We start from the raw sequence: 14,260 nt of genomic DNA on the forward strand, positions 1-14,260 counted from the left end.
AGCGTCGCAGGCGCGTGCGCGGGACGATAGGACGCAGCCCGACCTTGACCCGGGGCCGCGCCCGCGCGACATCCCCGGCTCATGGAAAAGCTGACCATCCTCCTCGTCGGGTCCGGCGGGCGCGAGCACGCCCTGGCCTGGAAGATCGCGGCCTCGCCGCTGTGCGGCCGACTGGTCGCCGCGCCGGGCAATCCGGGCATCGCGGCCGTGGCCGAGCTGAAACCGGTCAAGGCGACCGACGCCGACGGCCTGGTGGCCCTGGCCAAGGAGATCGGCGCGGACCTGGTGGTGGTCGGCCCGGAATCGGCGCTGGAGGTCGGCCTGGCCGACAAGCTGGCGGAGGTGGGGATCCCCTGCTTCGGCGGATCGCAGCGCGCCGCCCAGCTGGAGACCTCCAAGGCCTTCACCAAGGACTTCTGCAAGCGCCACGACCTGCCGACCGCCGCCTACGGCGTGTTCGAGGACGCAGGCAGCGCGAGCGCTTTCCTCGACACCCTGGAAGCGCCGTTCGTGATCAAGGCCGACGGCCTGGCCGCCGGCAAGGGCGTGGTCATCGCCGAGACGCGCGAGGCGGCCGACGCCGCGGTGGTCGACATGCTGGGCGGCCGCTTCGGCTCGGCCGGCGCCCGCGTCGTCATCGAGGAGTTCATGCACGGCGAGGAGGCCTCGCTGTTCGCCCTCTCCGACGGCAAGACCGCCGTGCTGTTCGGCGCGGCCCAGGACCACAAGCGCGCCTATGACGGCGACGAGGGCCCCAACACCGGCGGCATGGGCACCTATTCGCCGCCGCCCGTGCTGACCGACGCCCTGGTCGAGCAGGCCTGGCGCGAGCTGATCGTGCCGACCGTCGAGGGCATGGCCGCCGAAGGCAATCCGTATGTGGGCGTGCTCTATGCCGGCCTGATGCTGACCCCGACGGGGCCCAAGCTCGTCGAATACAACGCCCGCTTCGGCGATCCGGAATGCCAGGTGCTGATGCTGCGCCTGGAGAGCGACATCGTCCCGATCCTGCTGGCGGCCGCCAAGGGCGAACTGGCGAGCGCCGAGCCGCCCAAGTGGCGCGACGAGGCGGCGATCTGCGTGGTGCTGGCCGCCGAGGGCTATCCCGACGCCCCCAAGACCGGCGGGCTGATCCAGGGCGCCGAGGCCGACTACGGCCACGAGGCCGAGATCTTCCACGCCGGCACGACCCGCGACGCCGAGGGAAACCTCGTGGCCTCGGGCGGCCGGGTGCTCAACGTCTGCGCCCTGGGCGCGACCCTGCACGAGGCCCGCGACGTGGCCTATGCGGCGCTGGGCACGGTGTCGCTGGAAGGCGGGTTCTATCGCAGCGACATCGGCTGGCGGGCTCTCTGACCTGTTCCCTCTCCCCTTGCGGGAGAGGGTGGCCTCCGAAGGAGGTCGGGTGAGGGGTCTCTCAGACCTCTCCGGACAGGGCTTTCGACCCCTCATCCGTCGGCCTTCGGCCGCCACCTTCTCCCGCAAGGGGAGAAGGAAGGCTTGCACGCGCCTCGCGGCCCTCTAAACTCCCATTCAAACAAATGTTGGGAGTGAAGCGCCGTGGCCGAGCCGTCCGCTCAGGAGCTGAATTCGGGCACCAAGCCGGTCGATCCGCGCCACGCGATCGACGAGGCCGCCCTGGCCGCGTGGCTGGAGGCCAACGTCGAGGGTTATGCCGGTCCGCTGGAGGTGCGCCAGTTCAAGGGCGGCCAGAGCAATCCCACCTACCAGCTGGTCACGCCGGCCAAGCGCTACGTCCTGCGCCGCAAACCGCCGGGCAAGCTGCTGCCCAGCGCCCACGCGGTGGATCGCGAGTTCAAGGTGATCTCGGGCCTGCACCAAGCGCGCTTCCCGGTCGCCCGGCCCTACGCCCTGTGCATGGACGAGGGCGTGATCGGCACGATCTTCTACGTGATGGACAACGTCGAGGGCCGCATCCTCTGGGACGGGACCCTGCCGGACTACCAGCCGGCCGAGCGTCGGGCGATCTACGAGGCCCAGATCGACACCCTGGCGGCCCTGCATAACGTGGACTACGCCGCCGTGGGCCTGGCCGACTACGGCAAGCCGGGCAACTACTTCACCCGCCAGATCGACCGCTGGACCAAGCAGTATCGCGCCAGCGAGACGACGAAGATCGAGGAGATGGACCGGCTGATCGACTGGCTGGCCGCCAGCGCGCCGGCCGATGACCAGACCTCGATCGTTCATGGCGACTACCGCCTCGACAACATGATCCTGCACCCCACCGAGCCGAAGGTGATCGCGGTGCTGGACTGGGAGCTGTCGACCCTGGGCAATCCGCTGGCCGACTTCACCTACTTCCTGATGAACTGGGTGATGCCGTCCGACCAGCGCGGCGGCCTGGCCGAGATCACCGACCTGACGGCCTATGGCATCCCGACCATCGACGAGGCCGTGGCCCGCTACTGCGCCGCCACGGGGCGGCAGGGCCTGCCGCAGCTGGACTGGTACTTCAGCTACAACCTCTTCCGCCTGGCCGGCATCTGCCAGGGCATCGTCGGCCGGGTGCGCGACGGCACGGCCGCCAGCGCCCATGCGCAGCTGATGGAGGCCCGGGTGCCGGTGCTGGCCAAGGGCGCATGGAGCTTCGCCAAGAGGGCGGGGGCGGCTTAACGGAACCTCCCCCTATGGGGGAGGCGATCGCGTAGCGATCGGTGGGGGGGAACCCGGCCGCCGCTCCGGAAGCTGAAAACGTCCCCCCTCCGGCCCTCCGGGCCACCTCCCCCAGAGGGGGAGGATCTCTTGAAAGAAAATGGCGTGACAGCCCCGCGCCGCCGCGCTCATCCTGCCGCCAAACGCCCCTGGGGAGGGGTGAAACGTTCCAGAGGGGCCTAACTCGATGCGTATCCGTACCCTGGCCGCCGCCGCGCTCGGCGTCGCGGCCGCCGCCCTGTCGTTCGCCGCCGCTCAGGCAGCCAATGGGGCAGCAGGCCCCCTGACCTTCGTCCAGGCCGGCAAGCTCCTGGCCGACCCGGCCACCGGCAAGGTCGAGACCGCCAAGACCGTGGTCGTGCAGGACGGCAAGGTGGTGCGCATCGCCGACGGCTATGTGTCCGAGCCCGGCGGGGTGGTGGTCGATCTGAAGGACCGCTTCGTGCTGCCCGGCCTGATCGACAGCCACGTGCACCTGACGGGCCAGCAGGGCCCCAATTCGCGCCTCGACGAGGTGACCCAGTCTTCCGCCGACCAGGCCATGATCGGGGCCGGCTACGCCCGCAAGACCTTGATGGCGGGCTTCACCACCGTCGCCGACCTGGGCGCCGACAACGACGCCATCTTCGCCCTGCGCGCCGGGATCAAGCGCGGCGACGTGGTCGGCCCGCGGATCATCGCCGCCGGCTCGGCCGTGTCGATCCACGGCGGCCATGGCGACATCAACGGCTTCCGCGAGGACGTCATGCACGTGCTGCGGCCGGAGTCGGTGTGTTCGGGTCCCGACGACTGCCGCCGCGCGGTGCGCGAGCAGGTCTGGCGCGGCGCCGACGTGATCAAGATCACCGCCACCGGGGGCGTGCTCTCCAACACCGCCGCGGGCCTGTCGCAGCAGTTCAGCGACAGCGAGCTGGCCGCCATCGTCGAGAGCGCCCACCGCATGGGCCGCCGCGTCACCGCCCACGCCCACGGGGTGGACGGCATCAACGCTTTCCTGAAAGCCGGCGGCGACTCCATCGAGCACGGCACCTATCTCGACGGCGAGAGCATCGCCCTCTTCAAGAAGAACGGCGCCTATCTGGTGCCGACCCTGATGGCCGGCGACTTCGTGGCCCGCATCGCCGCCAGCCCGGGCAACTTCTTCACGCCCGCCCAGACCGCCAAGGCCCTGGAAGCCGGCCCCAAGATGCTCGACATGGCCCGCCGCGCCCACGACGGCGGCGTCAAGATCGCCTTCGGCACCGACAGCGGCGTCAGCGCCCACGGCGACAACGCCTATGAGTTCGTGCTGCTGACCCGCGCGGGGCTGTCGCCGATCGAGGCCATCCGCACGGCGACGGTCAACGCGGCCGATCACCTGGGCATCACGGCCGAAGCCGGCTCGCTGGCGCCCGGCAAGGCGGCCGACCTGATCGCGGTCGAGGGCGATCCGCTGGTCGACGTGTCTGTGCTCCAGAAGGTGGATCACGTGATCAAGGGCGGGGTGGTGGTGAAGTAGCTAGCGCCGCGAGACCCCCTCCGGCCCTCCGGGCCACCTCCCCCAGAGGGGGAGGATCTACGCCCCAGATGCTCCCCCTCTGGGGGAGCTGTCGCGGAGCGACTGAGGGGGTCGCGCAGCGGCTACGAAATCCCCGCCAGCACCCGCGCCAGCGCTTCCTCGTCCTCGAAACGCGCCCGCACCGGCCAGGCCGCCACGCGGTCGCGCCAGGCGGGGGGCAGGCGGATCCAGTCCTTCTCCGTCGTGACCAGGCTGGCGCCGAGGTCGCGGGCCCGTTCGGCGAGGCCGCGCAGGGTGTCCTCGCTGTAGGTCCCGTGGTCGGGGAAGGGGGCGAAGTCGACGAGGTCGCAGCCGGCGGCCTGCAGGGCGCGCTCGACCTTCCACGGCTTGCCGACGCCGGCGAAGCCCACCTGCGGACCGCCCGGCGGCGGGGCGGCCGGCTCCAGGCGGGCGATCAGCACGGGCTTGGAGGCCAGCAGGGCCAGCAGCTCCGGATCGGCCTGCGGCAGGTCGGCCGGCAGCAGCACGATCACCGCGTCGGCTCTCGCCAGACCCACGGCCAGGGGCTCGCGCATCGGCCCGGCGGGGAACACCCGGCCGTCGCCGAACGGCCATTCGTCGTCGCGGGTCTCGCCGTCGACCACCACCAGCGACAGGGTCTTGGCCAGATCCGGGTTCTGGTGGCCGTCGTCCATGACGATGACCTGGGCGCCGGCCGCGGCGGCGGCCTTGGCCCCGGCGACGCGGTCGCGCGAGATCCAGATCGGGAAGTCCTGGGCCAGCATCAGCGGCTCGTCGCCGACCTCGCCGGCCTTGTGGCGGGCGGGATCCACCCGCAGCGGCCCCTTCAGCGAACCGCCGTAGCCGCGCGACAGGCCATGGGCCGCCACCCCGCCATTGGTCAGCACCAGCAGCAGTTCGCGCACGATCGGCGTCTTGCCGACCCCGCCGGCGGTGAGGTTGCCGACGCAGATCACCGGCGCGCCGGGATCCTCGGGGCTGGCCTTGGCGATGCGGCGGGCCGTGGCGCTGGCCCACAGCCAGGAGAGGGGCGTCAGCAGGGCGCGGGTCAGGGGAGCGGGGCCGCCTTCGCGGCGGTACCACCAGCGGGGGGTGGAAAGCTTCATGCAGCCGCCTCCGGTCCAGGGTTGAGGGGGACCAGTTCCAGGATGCGCGACAGGCCCGCCCGGGCGGCGGCGTCGCGGGCCTCGACGAAGGCCTTGGCGCGGGCGGCCTGGGCCTTCAGCCGTTCGGGCGTCTCGAGCAGGACCGACAGCCGCTCGCCCAGCACCGAGGCGTCGGCATAGGCCACGCCCTCGACGGCGGCGAGGTCGCCGAAGGCGGTCAGCCAGTTCTCGACATGCGGGCCCGAGACCACCGGACAGTCCAGCCGCGCCGGCTCCAGCGGATTGTGGCCGCCGATCCCGGGGACCAGGCTGCCGCAGACCAGGGCCAGGTCGGCCAGGCGGTACCACAGGCCCATCTCGCCCAGGGTGTCGGCGACGATCACCTCGGCCATCGTGTCGGGCGAGCGGCTGCGGCGGACGGCCTCGAGGCCGCGCTCGCGGGCCATCTCCAGGATCGCCTCGCCGCGCACCGGGTGGCGGGGGACGATCACCAGGCGCGGGGCCAGGTGAAAGCCGGCCACGGCGTCGAGCACGATCTCGTCCTCGCCCGAGTGGGTGCTGGCGGCCAGCAGCAGCGGCCGGTCGGTCAGCTGGAAGCGCAGGCGGGCGTATTCGGCCTCGTCGACCGGCAGGGAGGCCGAGCCGAACTTCAGGTCGGCCTCGCCGGCCACGGTTCCGCCCAGGCTGGCGAAGCGGTCGGCGGCGCGGCCGTCCTGGGCCAGGATCAGGTCGAAGCCCGAGAACAGCCAGGCCGCCGCCAGGGGGCGGGTTTGCCAGCTGCCATAGCTCTTGTCCGACAGCTTGGCCGAGACGAGCGCCAGCCTGGTTCCGCGCGCCTTGGCGGCCAGCAGCAGGTTGGGCCACAGCTCGCTCTCGACGAAGACGGCCAGGTCGGGCCGCCAGTGGTCGAGGAAGCGCGCCGCGCCGGCCGGGGTGTCGACCGGCAGGTACTGGTGGATCGCGCCGTCGGGCAGTCGCCGGGCCAGCAGCTCGGCCGAGGTGACGGTGCCCGAGGTGACCAGGATCGCCGCGTGCGGCCGCTCGGCCCGCAGGCGCTCGACCAGGGGCAGGATCGACAGGCTCTCGCCGACGCTGGCCCCGTGCAGCCAGACCAGCACGCCGTCGGGGCGCGGGATGGCGGGCTTGCCCAGGCGTTCGTTCAGGCGGGCGGGGTCTTCCTTGCCCTTGGCCGCCCGGCGGCGCAGCAGGGCCGGGGCGACCGGCGTCAGGGCCGTGGTCGCGGCGCGGTACAGCGCCAGGGAGAAGGGCAGGCTCACACGCTGCCTTCGGCCGCCAGGGCGCAGGGGTGGGCGTGGCCGCCGCGCTCGATCTGGATCGTGGCGTGGCCGATGGCGAAGCGCTTGGAAAGCTCGCCGCAGACGTCGTGCAGGAACTGGTCGTGGTCGGTCTCGTCGGGGCGGACGATGTGGGCGGTCATCGCCGTCTCGGTGGTGCTCATGGCCCAGATGTGCAGGTCGTGCACCTCGGCCACGCCGGGACGGGCGGCCAGCCAGTCGGCCACGGCCTTGGGGTCGATGCCGCGCGGGGCGGCGTCCAGCGCCAGGTCCAGGGAGTCGCGCAGCAGGCCCCAGGTGCCCAGCACGATGACCACGACGATGGCCAGGCTGACCACGGGGTCCAGCCACAGCCAGCCGGTGGCCCACATGGCGAGCGCGGCGACCACCACCCCGGCCGAGACGGCGGCGTCGGCGGCCATGTGCAGGAAGGCCCCGCGCACGTTGAGGTCGTCCTTGCTGCCGCGCATGAACATCAGGGCCGTGGCGGTGTTGATGGCGATGCCGATGGCGGCGACGACCATCACCGGGCCGGTCTCGACGGGCTGCGGATCGGCGAAGCGGCGCACGGCTTCCCAGGCGATGGCGCCGACGGCCACCAGCAGCAGGGCGGCGTTGGTCAGCGAAGCCAGGATCGTGCCCTTGCGCAGGCCGTAGGTGCGGCGGCCCGTCGGCGCGCGCTTGGCCAGCACCGTCGCGCCCCAGGCCAGCAAGAGGCCCAGCACGTCCGAAAGATTGTGGCCGGCGTCGGCCAGCAGGGCCAGCGAGCCGGTGACGAAGCCGGCGAGGGCCTCGGCCGCCACGAAGGCCAGATTCAGCGCCGTGCCGATCGCGAAGGCGCGCCCGAAGTCGGCCGGGGCGTGGCTGTGACCGTGGTGACCGTGGCTGTGGCCATGCCCGTGCCCGTGATGGTGGCCGTGACCGTGGCCGTCCGCATGGTCATGCCCGTGGTCATGACCGTGATCGTGGTCATGGTCATGCCCATGCCCATGGTCGTGCCCATGGGCGTGATGGTCGTGGTCGTGGCCCGGATGGTCGTGCGGCATGGGGTCTACATCCCACCAAGGCGGTGCGGGATCAATCCACTCGTCCCCTCTCCCCTTGCGGGAGAGGGTGGCCTCCCGGAGGGAGGTCGGGTGAGGGGTCTCTCAGAAATCGACGGACAGGCCTTTCGACCCCTCATCCGTCGGCTTCGCCGCCACCTTCTCCCGCAAGGGGAGAAGGATCAAAGCCCCACGATCTCCTCGGCCCGCCGGGTCACCGCCGACAGCCGCGCTTCCCATTCGGCCACCAGCGCCTCGGGATCATCCCCGCGCGCCGCCCCGGTCGGGCCATCCCAGACCATGGCGGCCTTGGCGAAGGGCAGGGGGATCATCGTCTGGTCCCAGGAGCCCAGGCGCAGGCAGGGCTTGGCGGCCAGGCCGACGAACAGCACCGGGGCGCCGGTGAAGCGGGCCAGGGTGGGGGTGCCCTTTTCCATGTGCTCGGCCGGGCCGCGCGGGCCGTCGGGGGTGATGGCCATGCCGCCGCCGTCCTTGACCCACTTGATCATGTCGCGGAAGGCCTGCTCGCCGTGCTTGTTCTTGCCCAGGTCGCTCTTCTTGGCCGAGGAGCCGCGGATGGCCGGAAAGCCCAGCTTGTCCATGGTGCGGGCGATGAACTCGCCGTCGTTGGACAGCGAGATCAGGGCGCGCATGTCCTGGCGGGCCGGGCTCTGCGGCCAGCTGAGCGGCGAGAGCGGGATGCGCGAGTGCCACAGGCACAGGATCGCGCCCGTGCCCTTGGTGCGGCCTTCGGCCCACACGCCCTCGGCCTTGTCCTGGCCCTCGACGGTCAGGCGCAGGGTGGCGAAGACCAGCTTGGTGTAGCCGGCGAAGATCGAGGACAGGATCTTGATGACGATGGGCGAACGCAGGGGCCTCAAGAGGCGGTCTCCTCGGAGCCGAGAGCGGGGGGCGCGTGATCCAGGTCCTGGGCCTTGGCCAGACGGGCGTACAGCCCCTTGGCGCGGACCAGGCCGGCGTGGGTTCCGGTCTCGACGACGCGGCCCTTGTCGATCACGTAGATGCGGTCGGCGTGCTTCACGGTCGACAGGCGGTGGGCGATCAGGATGGTGGCGCGGCCGGCCATCAGCCGCTCCAGCGCCGCCTGCACCAGGGCCTCGCTCTCGGTGTCCAGCGCGCTGGTGGCCTCGTCGAGCAGCAGGATCGGAGCGTTCTTGAGGAAGGCCCGGGCGATGGCGATGCGCTGGCGTTGGCCGCCTGACAGGCGCGCGCCCGCCTCGCCGACCCGGGTCTCGTAGCCTTCGGGCAGGGCGCTGACGAAGTCGTGGGCGGCGGCCTGGGCGGCGGCGGCCTCGATCTGCGCGTCCGTCGCGTCCGGCTTGGCGTAGGCGATGTTGGCGCGGATGGTGTCGTCGAACAGGAACGGCTCCTGCGTCACCAGGGCGATGCGGTCGCGCAAGCTGGCCAGGGTCACCGAGCGCACGTCGTGGCCGTCGATGCTCACCGAGCCGCCGGCGACGTCGTAGAAGCGCGGGATCAGGTTGAGGATCGAGCTCTTGCCGCCGCCGGACGGACCGACCAGAGCGACGGTCTCGCCCCGGCGCACGTGCAGCGACACGTCGGACAGGGCCGGGGCGTTTTCGCCATAGGCGAAGTCGACATGGTTCAGGACCACCACGCCGTCGCCGGGCGGAATGGGGGCGGCGCCGGCCGGCTCGACGATGGCCGGCGCGACGTCGAGGGCGGCGAACAGCCGGCGGGCGGCGGTGAAGCCTTCGCTGAACACCGTCTGCAGGTTGGCCACCTGGCGCAGCGACTGAGCGGCCATCAGCAGGGCGGTGAGGAAGGCGAAGAAGGCGCCGGCGGTCAGGGTGCCGCCCAGAACGCCGGCGCCGGCGGTCGCCCGCCACCCGGCATAGACGAAGACGGCGGCGACGATCAGGGTGGTGAAGGCCTCGGTGGCCGGCGCGGCCATGGCCTTGGCGTTGCTGCCCTTGATCAGGTGGTGCTGGCGGCGCTCGACCACCGTGGCGACCCGGCCCTCTTCATAGGCTTCGCGGTTCTCCATCTTGACGATCTTGATGCCGTCCAGGCTCTCCATGATCGCGGTCGACAGGTTGGAGGTCTCTCCCATCGCGCCCTTGGCGGCCTTGGTGGTCTTCTTCGAGAAGCGCCGCATGATCAGGCTGGCCAGCGGAGCCAGCACGATGATGCCGCCCGCCAGGATCGGGTCGAGGGTGAACATCACATAGAGCGCGGCGATCACGGTCAGGAACTCGCGCACATAGTTGACCACGCCCGTGGTCGCCGCTTCGCGGATCAGGCCGGCGTCGTAGAGCACCGAGGAGACGTAGGATCCCGAGTGGGCGCCGCGCAGGCGGGCGAGGTCGGCCCGGACCAGCTTGCCGAACAGGCGCACCTGCATGTCGCCGACCACGCCGTTGCCGATGCGGCTGATCAGCACCGATTGCAGCACCTGGAACAGGCCGCGTCCGATCGCCAGGGCGGCGATGATCGCGGGGATCCGCAAGATGGCGCCCGGCTGGGGATGGGTGATCAGCTCGTCGATCGCCGGCTGGATGATCTGGGCCAGCTGGCCGCTCAAGGTCGCCACGATCACGGCGGCGGCCAGGGAAACCAGCAGTCCCTTCCAGCGCGGCCGCAGGAAGTCGCGCCAGACCCGCGCGGCCAGGGCGCGGTTGGAGGTCTCGGTCTCGGCGGCGTCTGTCATGGGCGAGGGGTCGGATTTCGAAAGGGGGCTGTCAAGGACGCCGGCGCCGCAGTGCAGCGGCAAACGACACGGGGTTTTGCAATAATCCCCTGTGGGCCCTATCTAGGCGCGTTTTCAGAGGATCGCCACTTGGCCGGTTTCGACCTTTCCACGCGCTGGGGGCGCTTCAAGACCTACCTCCACTACATGTGGAACGATCACGCCTACCTGCGTGTCGGCTTCACCAACGCCCACTGGGTCAGCCCCGAGCTCGTGCGCACCAACCAGCCCTGGCCGTTCCAGCTGGCCTGGTGGAAGAAGCAGGGCATCAAGACGGTGGTGAACCTGCGCGGCGGCTTCGACGGCAGCTTCTACGCGCTGGAGAAGGACGCCTGCGAGCGTCTGGGCATCAAGATGGTCGACTTCACCATCACCTCGCGCGAGGTGCCGATCCGCGCCCGCGTGCACGGGGCCAAGGAACTGTTCGAGACCATCGAGTACCCGGCCCTGATCCACTGCAAGTCGGGAGCCGACCGGGCGGGCATCATGAGCGTGCTCTACGCCCACTATCGCCTGGGCCTGCCGATCGAGGAGGCCAAGAAGCAGCTGTCGGGCCGCTACCTCCACATCAAGGAGGGCAACACCGGCGTGCTCGACTACACCTTCGACCAGTACCTGGAGCGCGGCGCGCCCAAGGGCCTGACCTTCACCCAGTGGGTGGACAGCGACGACTACGATCCGGTGGCGATGAAGAAGACCTTCCGCGCCGGCATGCTCGGCAAGATGCTGACCGACAGGCTGCTGCGGCGGGAGTGAGATCGTCCCTCTCCCCTTGCGGGAGAGGGTGGCCTCCCGGAGGGAGGTCGGGTGAGGGGTCTCTCAAACGCAAGACGCCGCGACAGCCGATCAGCTGTCGCGGCGTTTTTCGTGGGTGCGACCCCTCATCCGTCATCCTGCGGATGACACCTTCTCCCGCAAGGGGAGAAGGATCAGGCTTTACGCCGCGCTCGGGTCCAGCAGCTTGTGGGCGTGGATGATGAAATACCGCGCGTGGGCGTTGTCGACGGTGGCCTGCGCCTTGGCCTTCCAGGCGGCGTGGGCGTCGTTGTAGGTCGGGTAGGCGCCGACGAATTCCACCTTCGAGAGGTCACGGAACTCGGTTCCGGCGACATCCTTCAGTTCGCCGCCGATCACGATATGAAGAAGCTGCTTGTCGGACATGGGGGAGCACGTTCCTGCGGAAATTATGATTATGGCAGGTCGATATGCCCGACGCGTGACAGGATCAACGGGTGAAGCGCCCTATTCGCGCAAACCAGGCTCGGAACCGTCGGATTCGGCTGGTTGTAGGCGAATTTTCTGCCGAGGTGATCGGTAAGCAACGCTCCGGCCTCGGCGCAGATCAGGTCGGCGGCGGCCAGGTCCCACTCGCTCTTGGGGCTGAGCGCGATCGCCGCGTCGAAGGCGCCGGCCGCCACCAGGCACACCCGGTAGGCGATCGAATTGCGGGCCTCGATGCGCATCGGCGGCCAGGGCGTGCGCCAGGCCGGGTGGGCGAACATCTTGGCGTCGCCCAGCATGGCCGAGCCGTCGAGCACGTCGGTCGGGCTGGGGGCGATGGCCGCGCCGTTCAGGGTCGCGCCGCCGCCCAGGGTCGCCGCATAGGTCTCGTCCAGGGCCGGGGCGTGGACGACGCCGGCGATCGGCCGGCCGTTCTCGACCACGGCCACCGAGACGGCGAACCACGGCCGGCCCTTCATGAAGGCCACCGTGCCGTCGATCGGGTCGACCACGAACTGGCGCGTGGTGTCGAGCCGGGTCGGATCGTCGACCGTCTCCTCCGACAACCAGCCATAGTCGGGCCGCGCGGCGCGCAGGCGCTCCTTGAGCAGGGCGTCGACGGCCAGGTCGGCGTCGGTGACCGGCGAGCCGCCTTCCTTCGACCAGATCTTCACGCCGCCTTCCCGGGCCTTCAGGGCCAGGGCGCCGGCCTCGCGAGCCGCGTCGAGGATCAGGTCTAGGTCGCTCATCATTTGCCCGCGATCGCCAGGCCGTCGACCAGGATGGACGGGCTGTTGCTGGCCCCGCGGATCTCCAGGTCGGACCCCACGACCAGCCGGCCGTAGATGTCGATCAGGTTGCCGGCGACGGTGATCTCGGTGACCGGATAGGCGACCTGGCCGTTCTCGAACCAGAAGCCCGAGCAGCCCACCGACCAGTCGCCGGTGTTGCCGTTCAGGGACGGGCCGAACATCGAGGTGATGAAGAGACCGTCCTTGGCCTGGCCCATCAGGCCGGCCAGGTCGAGGTCGCCCGGCTCCAAGGTGAGATTGTGGGTCGAGACCCCGGGCGGGCCGGCCGAGCCGCGCGACGCATGTCCTGTGGTCTCCAGGTTCAGCTGGCGGGCGCTGGCGCTGTTGAGCAGCCAGGTGGTCAGCACGCCGTCGTCGATCAGGGCGCGGCGCACGGTGGCCACCCCCTCGTCGTCGAACGGGGCCGAGCCCAGGCCGCGCACGCGGTGCGGGTCTTCGGTCAGCTGGACGCCGGCGGAGAAGATCCGCTGGCCCAGCTTGTCCTTCAGGAACGAGGTGCCGCGGGCGATCGAGGGGCCGGAGATGGCGCCGATCAGCGGGCCGATCAGCGACATGGCCAGGCGGTTCTCGAAGATCACCGGGGCGGTGGTCGAGCCGATCTTGCGGGCGTTGAGGCGCGAGACGGCCTGGCGGCCGGCCTTGTCGCCGATGGCCTGGGGCGTGGGCAGGTCTTCGGCGTGGCGCACCGAGCGGCCTTCGCCGCCACGCTCCATGCCCGCGCCCTCGCCGGCGATGGCCGAGGCGGAAATCCCGAAGCCCGTGGCCGCGTGCAGGCCCGAAAAGCCGTCGCTGGTGACCAGGCGCCAGGCGGTGGAGCTCCAGCTCGACGAGCCGCCGTCGGAATTGGTCACGCCCTCGACCGCGCGGGCGGCCTCTTCGGCCTCGCGGGCCTGGGTCTCCAGGGTCTCGGCGGTGGGCTCGTAGGTATCGACCAGGTCGAGCTCGGGGAACGGACCCTTGGCCAGGCGATCCTGCGGCGCGAAGCCGGCATAGGGATCCTCGGGAGCCAGGCGGGCCATGGCCACGGCGCGCTCGATCAGCTTGGCGCGGGCCTCGGGGCTGACGTCGGAGCCGGAGACGGTGGCGCTGCGGCGGCCGACGAAGACGCGCAGGCCCAGGTCCTTGGCCTCCTCGCGCTCGACTTCCTCCAGCTCGCCCAGGCGTACGCCCACCGACAGGGATTGGCGCTCGGCGAACACGGCCTCGGCGGCGTCCGCCCCGGCCTTGCGCGCGGCGGCGACGACGTCATGCAACAGGTTTTCGTCCATGGGGCCTTATGACGAGGCGGGGCGGGCGGGGCAAGCGTCGCCGACCCCCGGAAACTCAGGGAATGGCGTAGAACAGCAGGATCACGCCGCCGAAGACGTAGGCCAGCCAGGTGCAGATCATGCCGACGGCGCGCGGGATCGAGACCCCGCCGCTGCGCGACAGGCCCACGGCGTGGATCAGGCGGCCGGCGAACAGCACGAAGCCGACGCCGTGCACGGCGATGATCGGCGCGCCGACCACGGCCAGCACCGCCAGCACGCCCAGGCCCGTGGGGATGTATTCGCTGGCGTTGCCGAAGGCGCGGATGGCCTGGGCCAGCTCCGGAACGCCGCCGTCGCCCAGGGCCACCTTGTGCTTCTGGCGCAGGCGCACAACCAGCAGCGACAGCACCAGCAGCAGGAAGACGTGCAGGCCGGCCCAGAGGGCGGCGGCGTGGCCGGCGGCGGAAACGTCCATGGCGCGGACCCTTCGGAACAGAAAGCGGGGCCGCATATGGGCCCCGCTTCCGCCCGGAAGGCAACCGGTAACGTGGCGTAAGGTTGAGCTTGCGGGCGGCTTCGAGGCGCTGCTCTCGCCGGCGGCGTCGCG

At 71.0% G+C, this 14,260-nt stretch carries 13 protein-coding genes; 4 read left to right on the plus strand and 9 right to left on the minus strand.

The genetic code is table 11. From position 1 onward, the window contains the following. Window positions 1-81: 81 nt before the first annotated feature. The 3 genes from purD (at window position 82) to AC1RRS_RS18515 (ending at window position 4,174) form a co-directional block, all read left to right on the plus strand. The gene (purD, locus tag AC1RRS_RS18505; RefSeq protein ID WP_492856372.1) at window positions 82-1,356 is read left to right on the plus strand and encodes a phosphoribosylamine--glycine ligase; all 1,275 of its coding nucleotides are present in this window, start codon (window positions 82-84) and stop codon (window positions 1,354-1,356) included. Window positions 1,357-1,560: 204 nt separating this feature from the next. Next, a complete protein-coding gene (locus AC1RRS_RS18510; protein ID WP_492856373.1) occupies window positions 1,561-2,637 on the plus strand; it encodes a phosphotransferase family protein in 1,077 nt (358 codons plus the stop codon). A 226-nt stretch (window positions 2,638-2,863) separates the two neighbouring features. After that, the gene (locus tag AC1RRS_RS18515; RefSeq protein WP_492856374.1) at window positions 2,864-4,174 is read left to right on the plus strand and encodes a metal-dependent hydrolase family protein; all 1,311 of its coding nucleotides are present in this window, start codon (window positions 2,864-2,866) and stop codon (window positions 4,172-4,174) included. Window positions 4,175-4,296: 122 nt separating this feature from the next. On the opposite strand, the gene lpxK is transcribed toward AC1RRS_RS18515, so the two are convergent. The 5 genes from lpxK to AC1RRS_RS18540 all read right to left on the minus strand — a co-directional run bounded on the left by lpxK (window position 4,297) and on the right by AC1RRS_RS18540 (window position 10,331). Next, window positions 4,297-5,301, minus strand: a complete 1,005-nt coding sequence (lpxK, locus tag AC1RRS_RS18520) for a tetraacyldisaccharide 4'-kinase (RefSeq protein WP_492856375.1) — start codon at window positions 5,299-5,301, stop codon at window positions 4,297-4,299. After that, window positions 5,298-6,578 carry a 3-deoxy-D-manno-octulosonic acid transferase gene (locus AC1RRS_RS18525; protein ID WP_492856376.1) on the minus strand — a complete coding sequence of 427 codons (1,281 nt, stop codon included), beginning with the start codon at window positions 6,576-6,578 and terminating at the stop codon, window positions 5,298-5,300. The genes lpxK and AC1RRS_RS18525 overlap by 4 nt, the downstream gene beginning before the upstream one ends. Next, on the minus strand, window positions 6,575-7,642 hold the full coding sequence (locus AC1RRS_RS18530) for a cation diffusion facilitator family transporter (protein ID WP_492856377.1): 1,068 nt from the start codon (window positions 7,640-7,642) through the stop codon (window positions 6,575-6,577). Before AC1RRS_RS18530 ends, AC1RRS_RS18525 begins: the two co-directional genes overlap by 4 nt. 179 nt (window positions 7,643-7,821) lie before the next feature. Next, window positions 7,822-8,520, minus strand: a complete 699-nt coding sequence (locus AC1RRS_RS18535) for a lysophospholipid acyltransferase family protein (RefSeq protein ID WP_492856378.1) — start codon at window positions 8,518-8,520, stop codon at window positions 7,822-7,824. Next, entirely contained in the window at window positions 8,517-10,331 is a 1,815-nt protein-coding gene (locus AC1RRS_RS18540; RefSeq protein ID WP_492856379.1) for an ABC transporter ATP-binding protein, read from the minus strand. Before AC1RRS_RS18540 ends, AC1RRS_RS18535 begins: the two co-directional genes overlap by 4 nt. A 129-nt stretch (window positions 10,332-10,460) precedes the next feature. Between AC1RRS_RS18540 and AC1RRS_RS18545 the strand changes: the two genes are divergently transcribed. Further along, window positions 10,461-11,126, plus strand: coding sequence for a fused DSP-PTPase phosphatase/NAD kinase-like protein (locus tag AC1RRS_RS18545; RefSeq protein ID WP_492856380.1), 666 nt, complete (start codon window positions 10,461-10,463; stop codon window positions 11,124-11,126). 180 nt (window positions 11,127-11,306) lie between these two features. On the opposite strand, the gene AC1RRS_RS18550 is transcribed toward AC1RRS_RS18545, so the two are convergent. From AC1RRS_RS18550 to AC1RRS_RS18565, 4 genes are read right to left on the minus strand one after another with little or no spacing between them, the layout of a single operon-like run. Beyond that, on the minus strand, window positions 11,307-11,531 hold the full coding sequence (locus tag AC1RRS_RS18550; RefSeq protein WP_101716954.1) for a DUF4170 domain-containing protein: 225 nt from the start codon (window positions 11,529-11,531) through the stop codon (window positions 11,307-11,309). A 29-nt stretch (window positions 11,532-11,560) separates the two neighbouring features. Continuing rightward, window positions 11,561-12,340, minus strand: a complete 780-nt coding sequence (locus tag AC1RRS_RS18555) for a 3'(2'),5'-bisphosphate nucleotidase CysQ (protein WP_492856381.1) — start codon at window positions 12,338-12,340, stop codon at window positions 11,561-11,563. Further along, entirely contained in the window at window positions 12,340-13,671 is a 1,332-nt protein-coding gene (locus AC1RRS_RS18560) for a TldD/PmbA family protein (protein ID WP_492856382.1), read from the minus strand. The genes AC1RRS_RS18555 and AC1RRS_RS18560 overlap by 1 nt, the downstream gene beginning before the upstream one ends. 55 nt (window positions 13,672-13,726) lie before the next feature. Next, entirely contained in the window at window positions 13,727-14,128 is a 402-nt protein-coding gene (locus AC1RRS_RS18565) for an MAPEG family protein (protein WP_110121118.1), read from the minus strand. Window positions 14,129-14,260: the final 132 nt, after the last annotated feature.

Source organism: Caulobacter sp. GW821-FHT12A07 (genome assembly GCF_058807655.1).

Excerpts from the sequence above, each read along its gene's own strand:
- purD (WP_492856372.1), top strand. The coding sequence starts at position 82 with ATGGAAAAGCTGACCATCCTCCTCGTCGGGTCCGGCGGGCGCGAGCAC.
- AC1RRS_RS18515 (WP_492856374.1), top strand. The coding sequence starts at position 2,864 with ATGCGTATCCGTACCCTGGCCGCCGCCGCGCTCGGCGTCGCGGCCGCC.
- lpxK (WP_492856375.1), bottom strand. The coding sequence starts at position 5,301 with ATGAAGCTTTCCACCCCCCGCTGGTGGTACCGCCGCGAAGGCGGCCCC.
- AC1RRS_RS18530 (WP_492856377.1), bottom strand. The coding sequence starts at position 7,642 with ATGCCGCACGACCATCCGGGCCACGACCACGACCATCACGCCCATGGG.
- AC1RRS_RS18540 (WP_492856379.1), bottom strand. The coding sequence starts at position 10,331 with ATGACAGACGCCGCCGAGACCGAGACCTCCAACCGCGCCCTGGCCGCG.
- AC1RRS_RS18550 (WP_101716954.1), bottom strand. The coding sequence starts at position 11,531 with ATGTCCGACAAGCAGCTTCTTCATATCGTGATCGGCGGCGAACTGAAG.
- AC1RRS_RS18555 (WP_492856381.1), bottom strand. The coding sequence starts at position 12,340 with ATGAGCGACCTAGACCTGATCCTCGACGCGGCTCGCGAGGCCGGCGCC.
- AC1RRS_RS18560 (WP_492856382.1), bottom strand. The coding sequence starts at position 13,671 with ATGGACGAAAACCTGTTGCATGACGTCGTCGCCGCCGCGCGCAAGGCC.
- AC1RRS_RS18565 (WP_110121118.1), bottom strand. The coding sequence starts at position 14,128 with ATGGACGTTTCCGCCGCCGGCCACGCCGCCGCCCTCTGGGCCGGCCTG.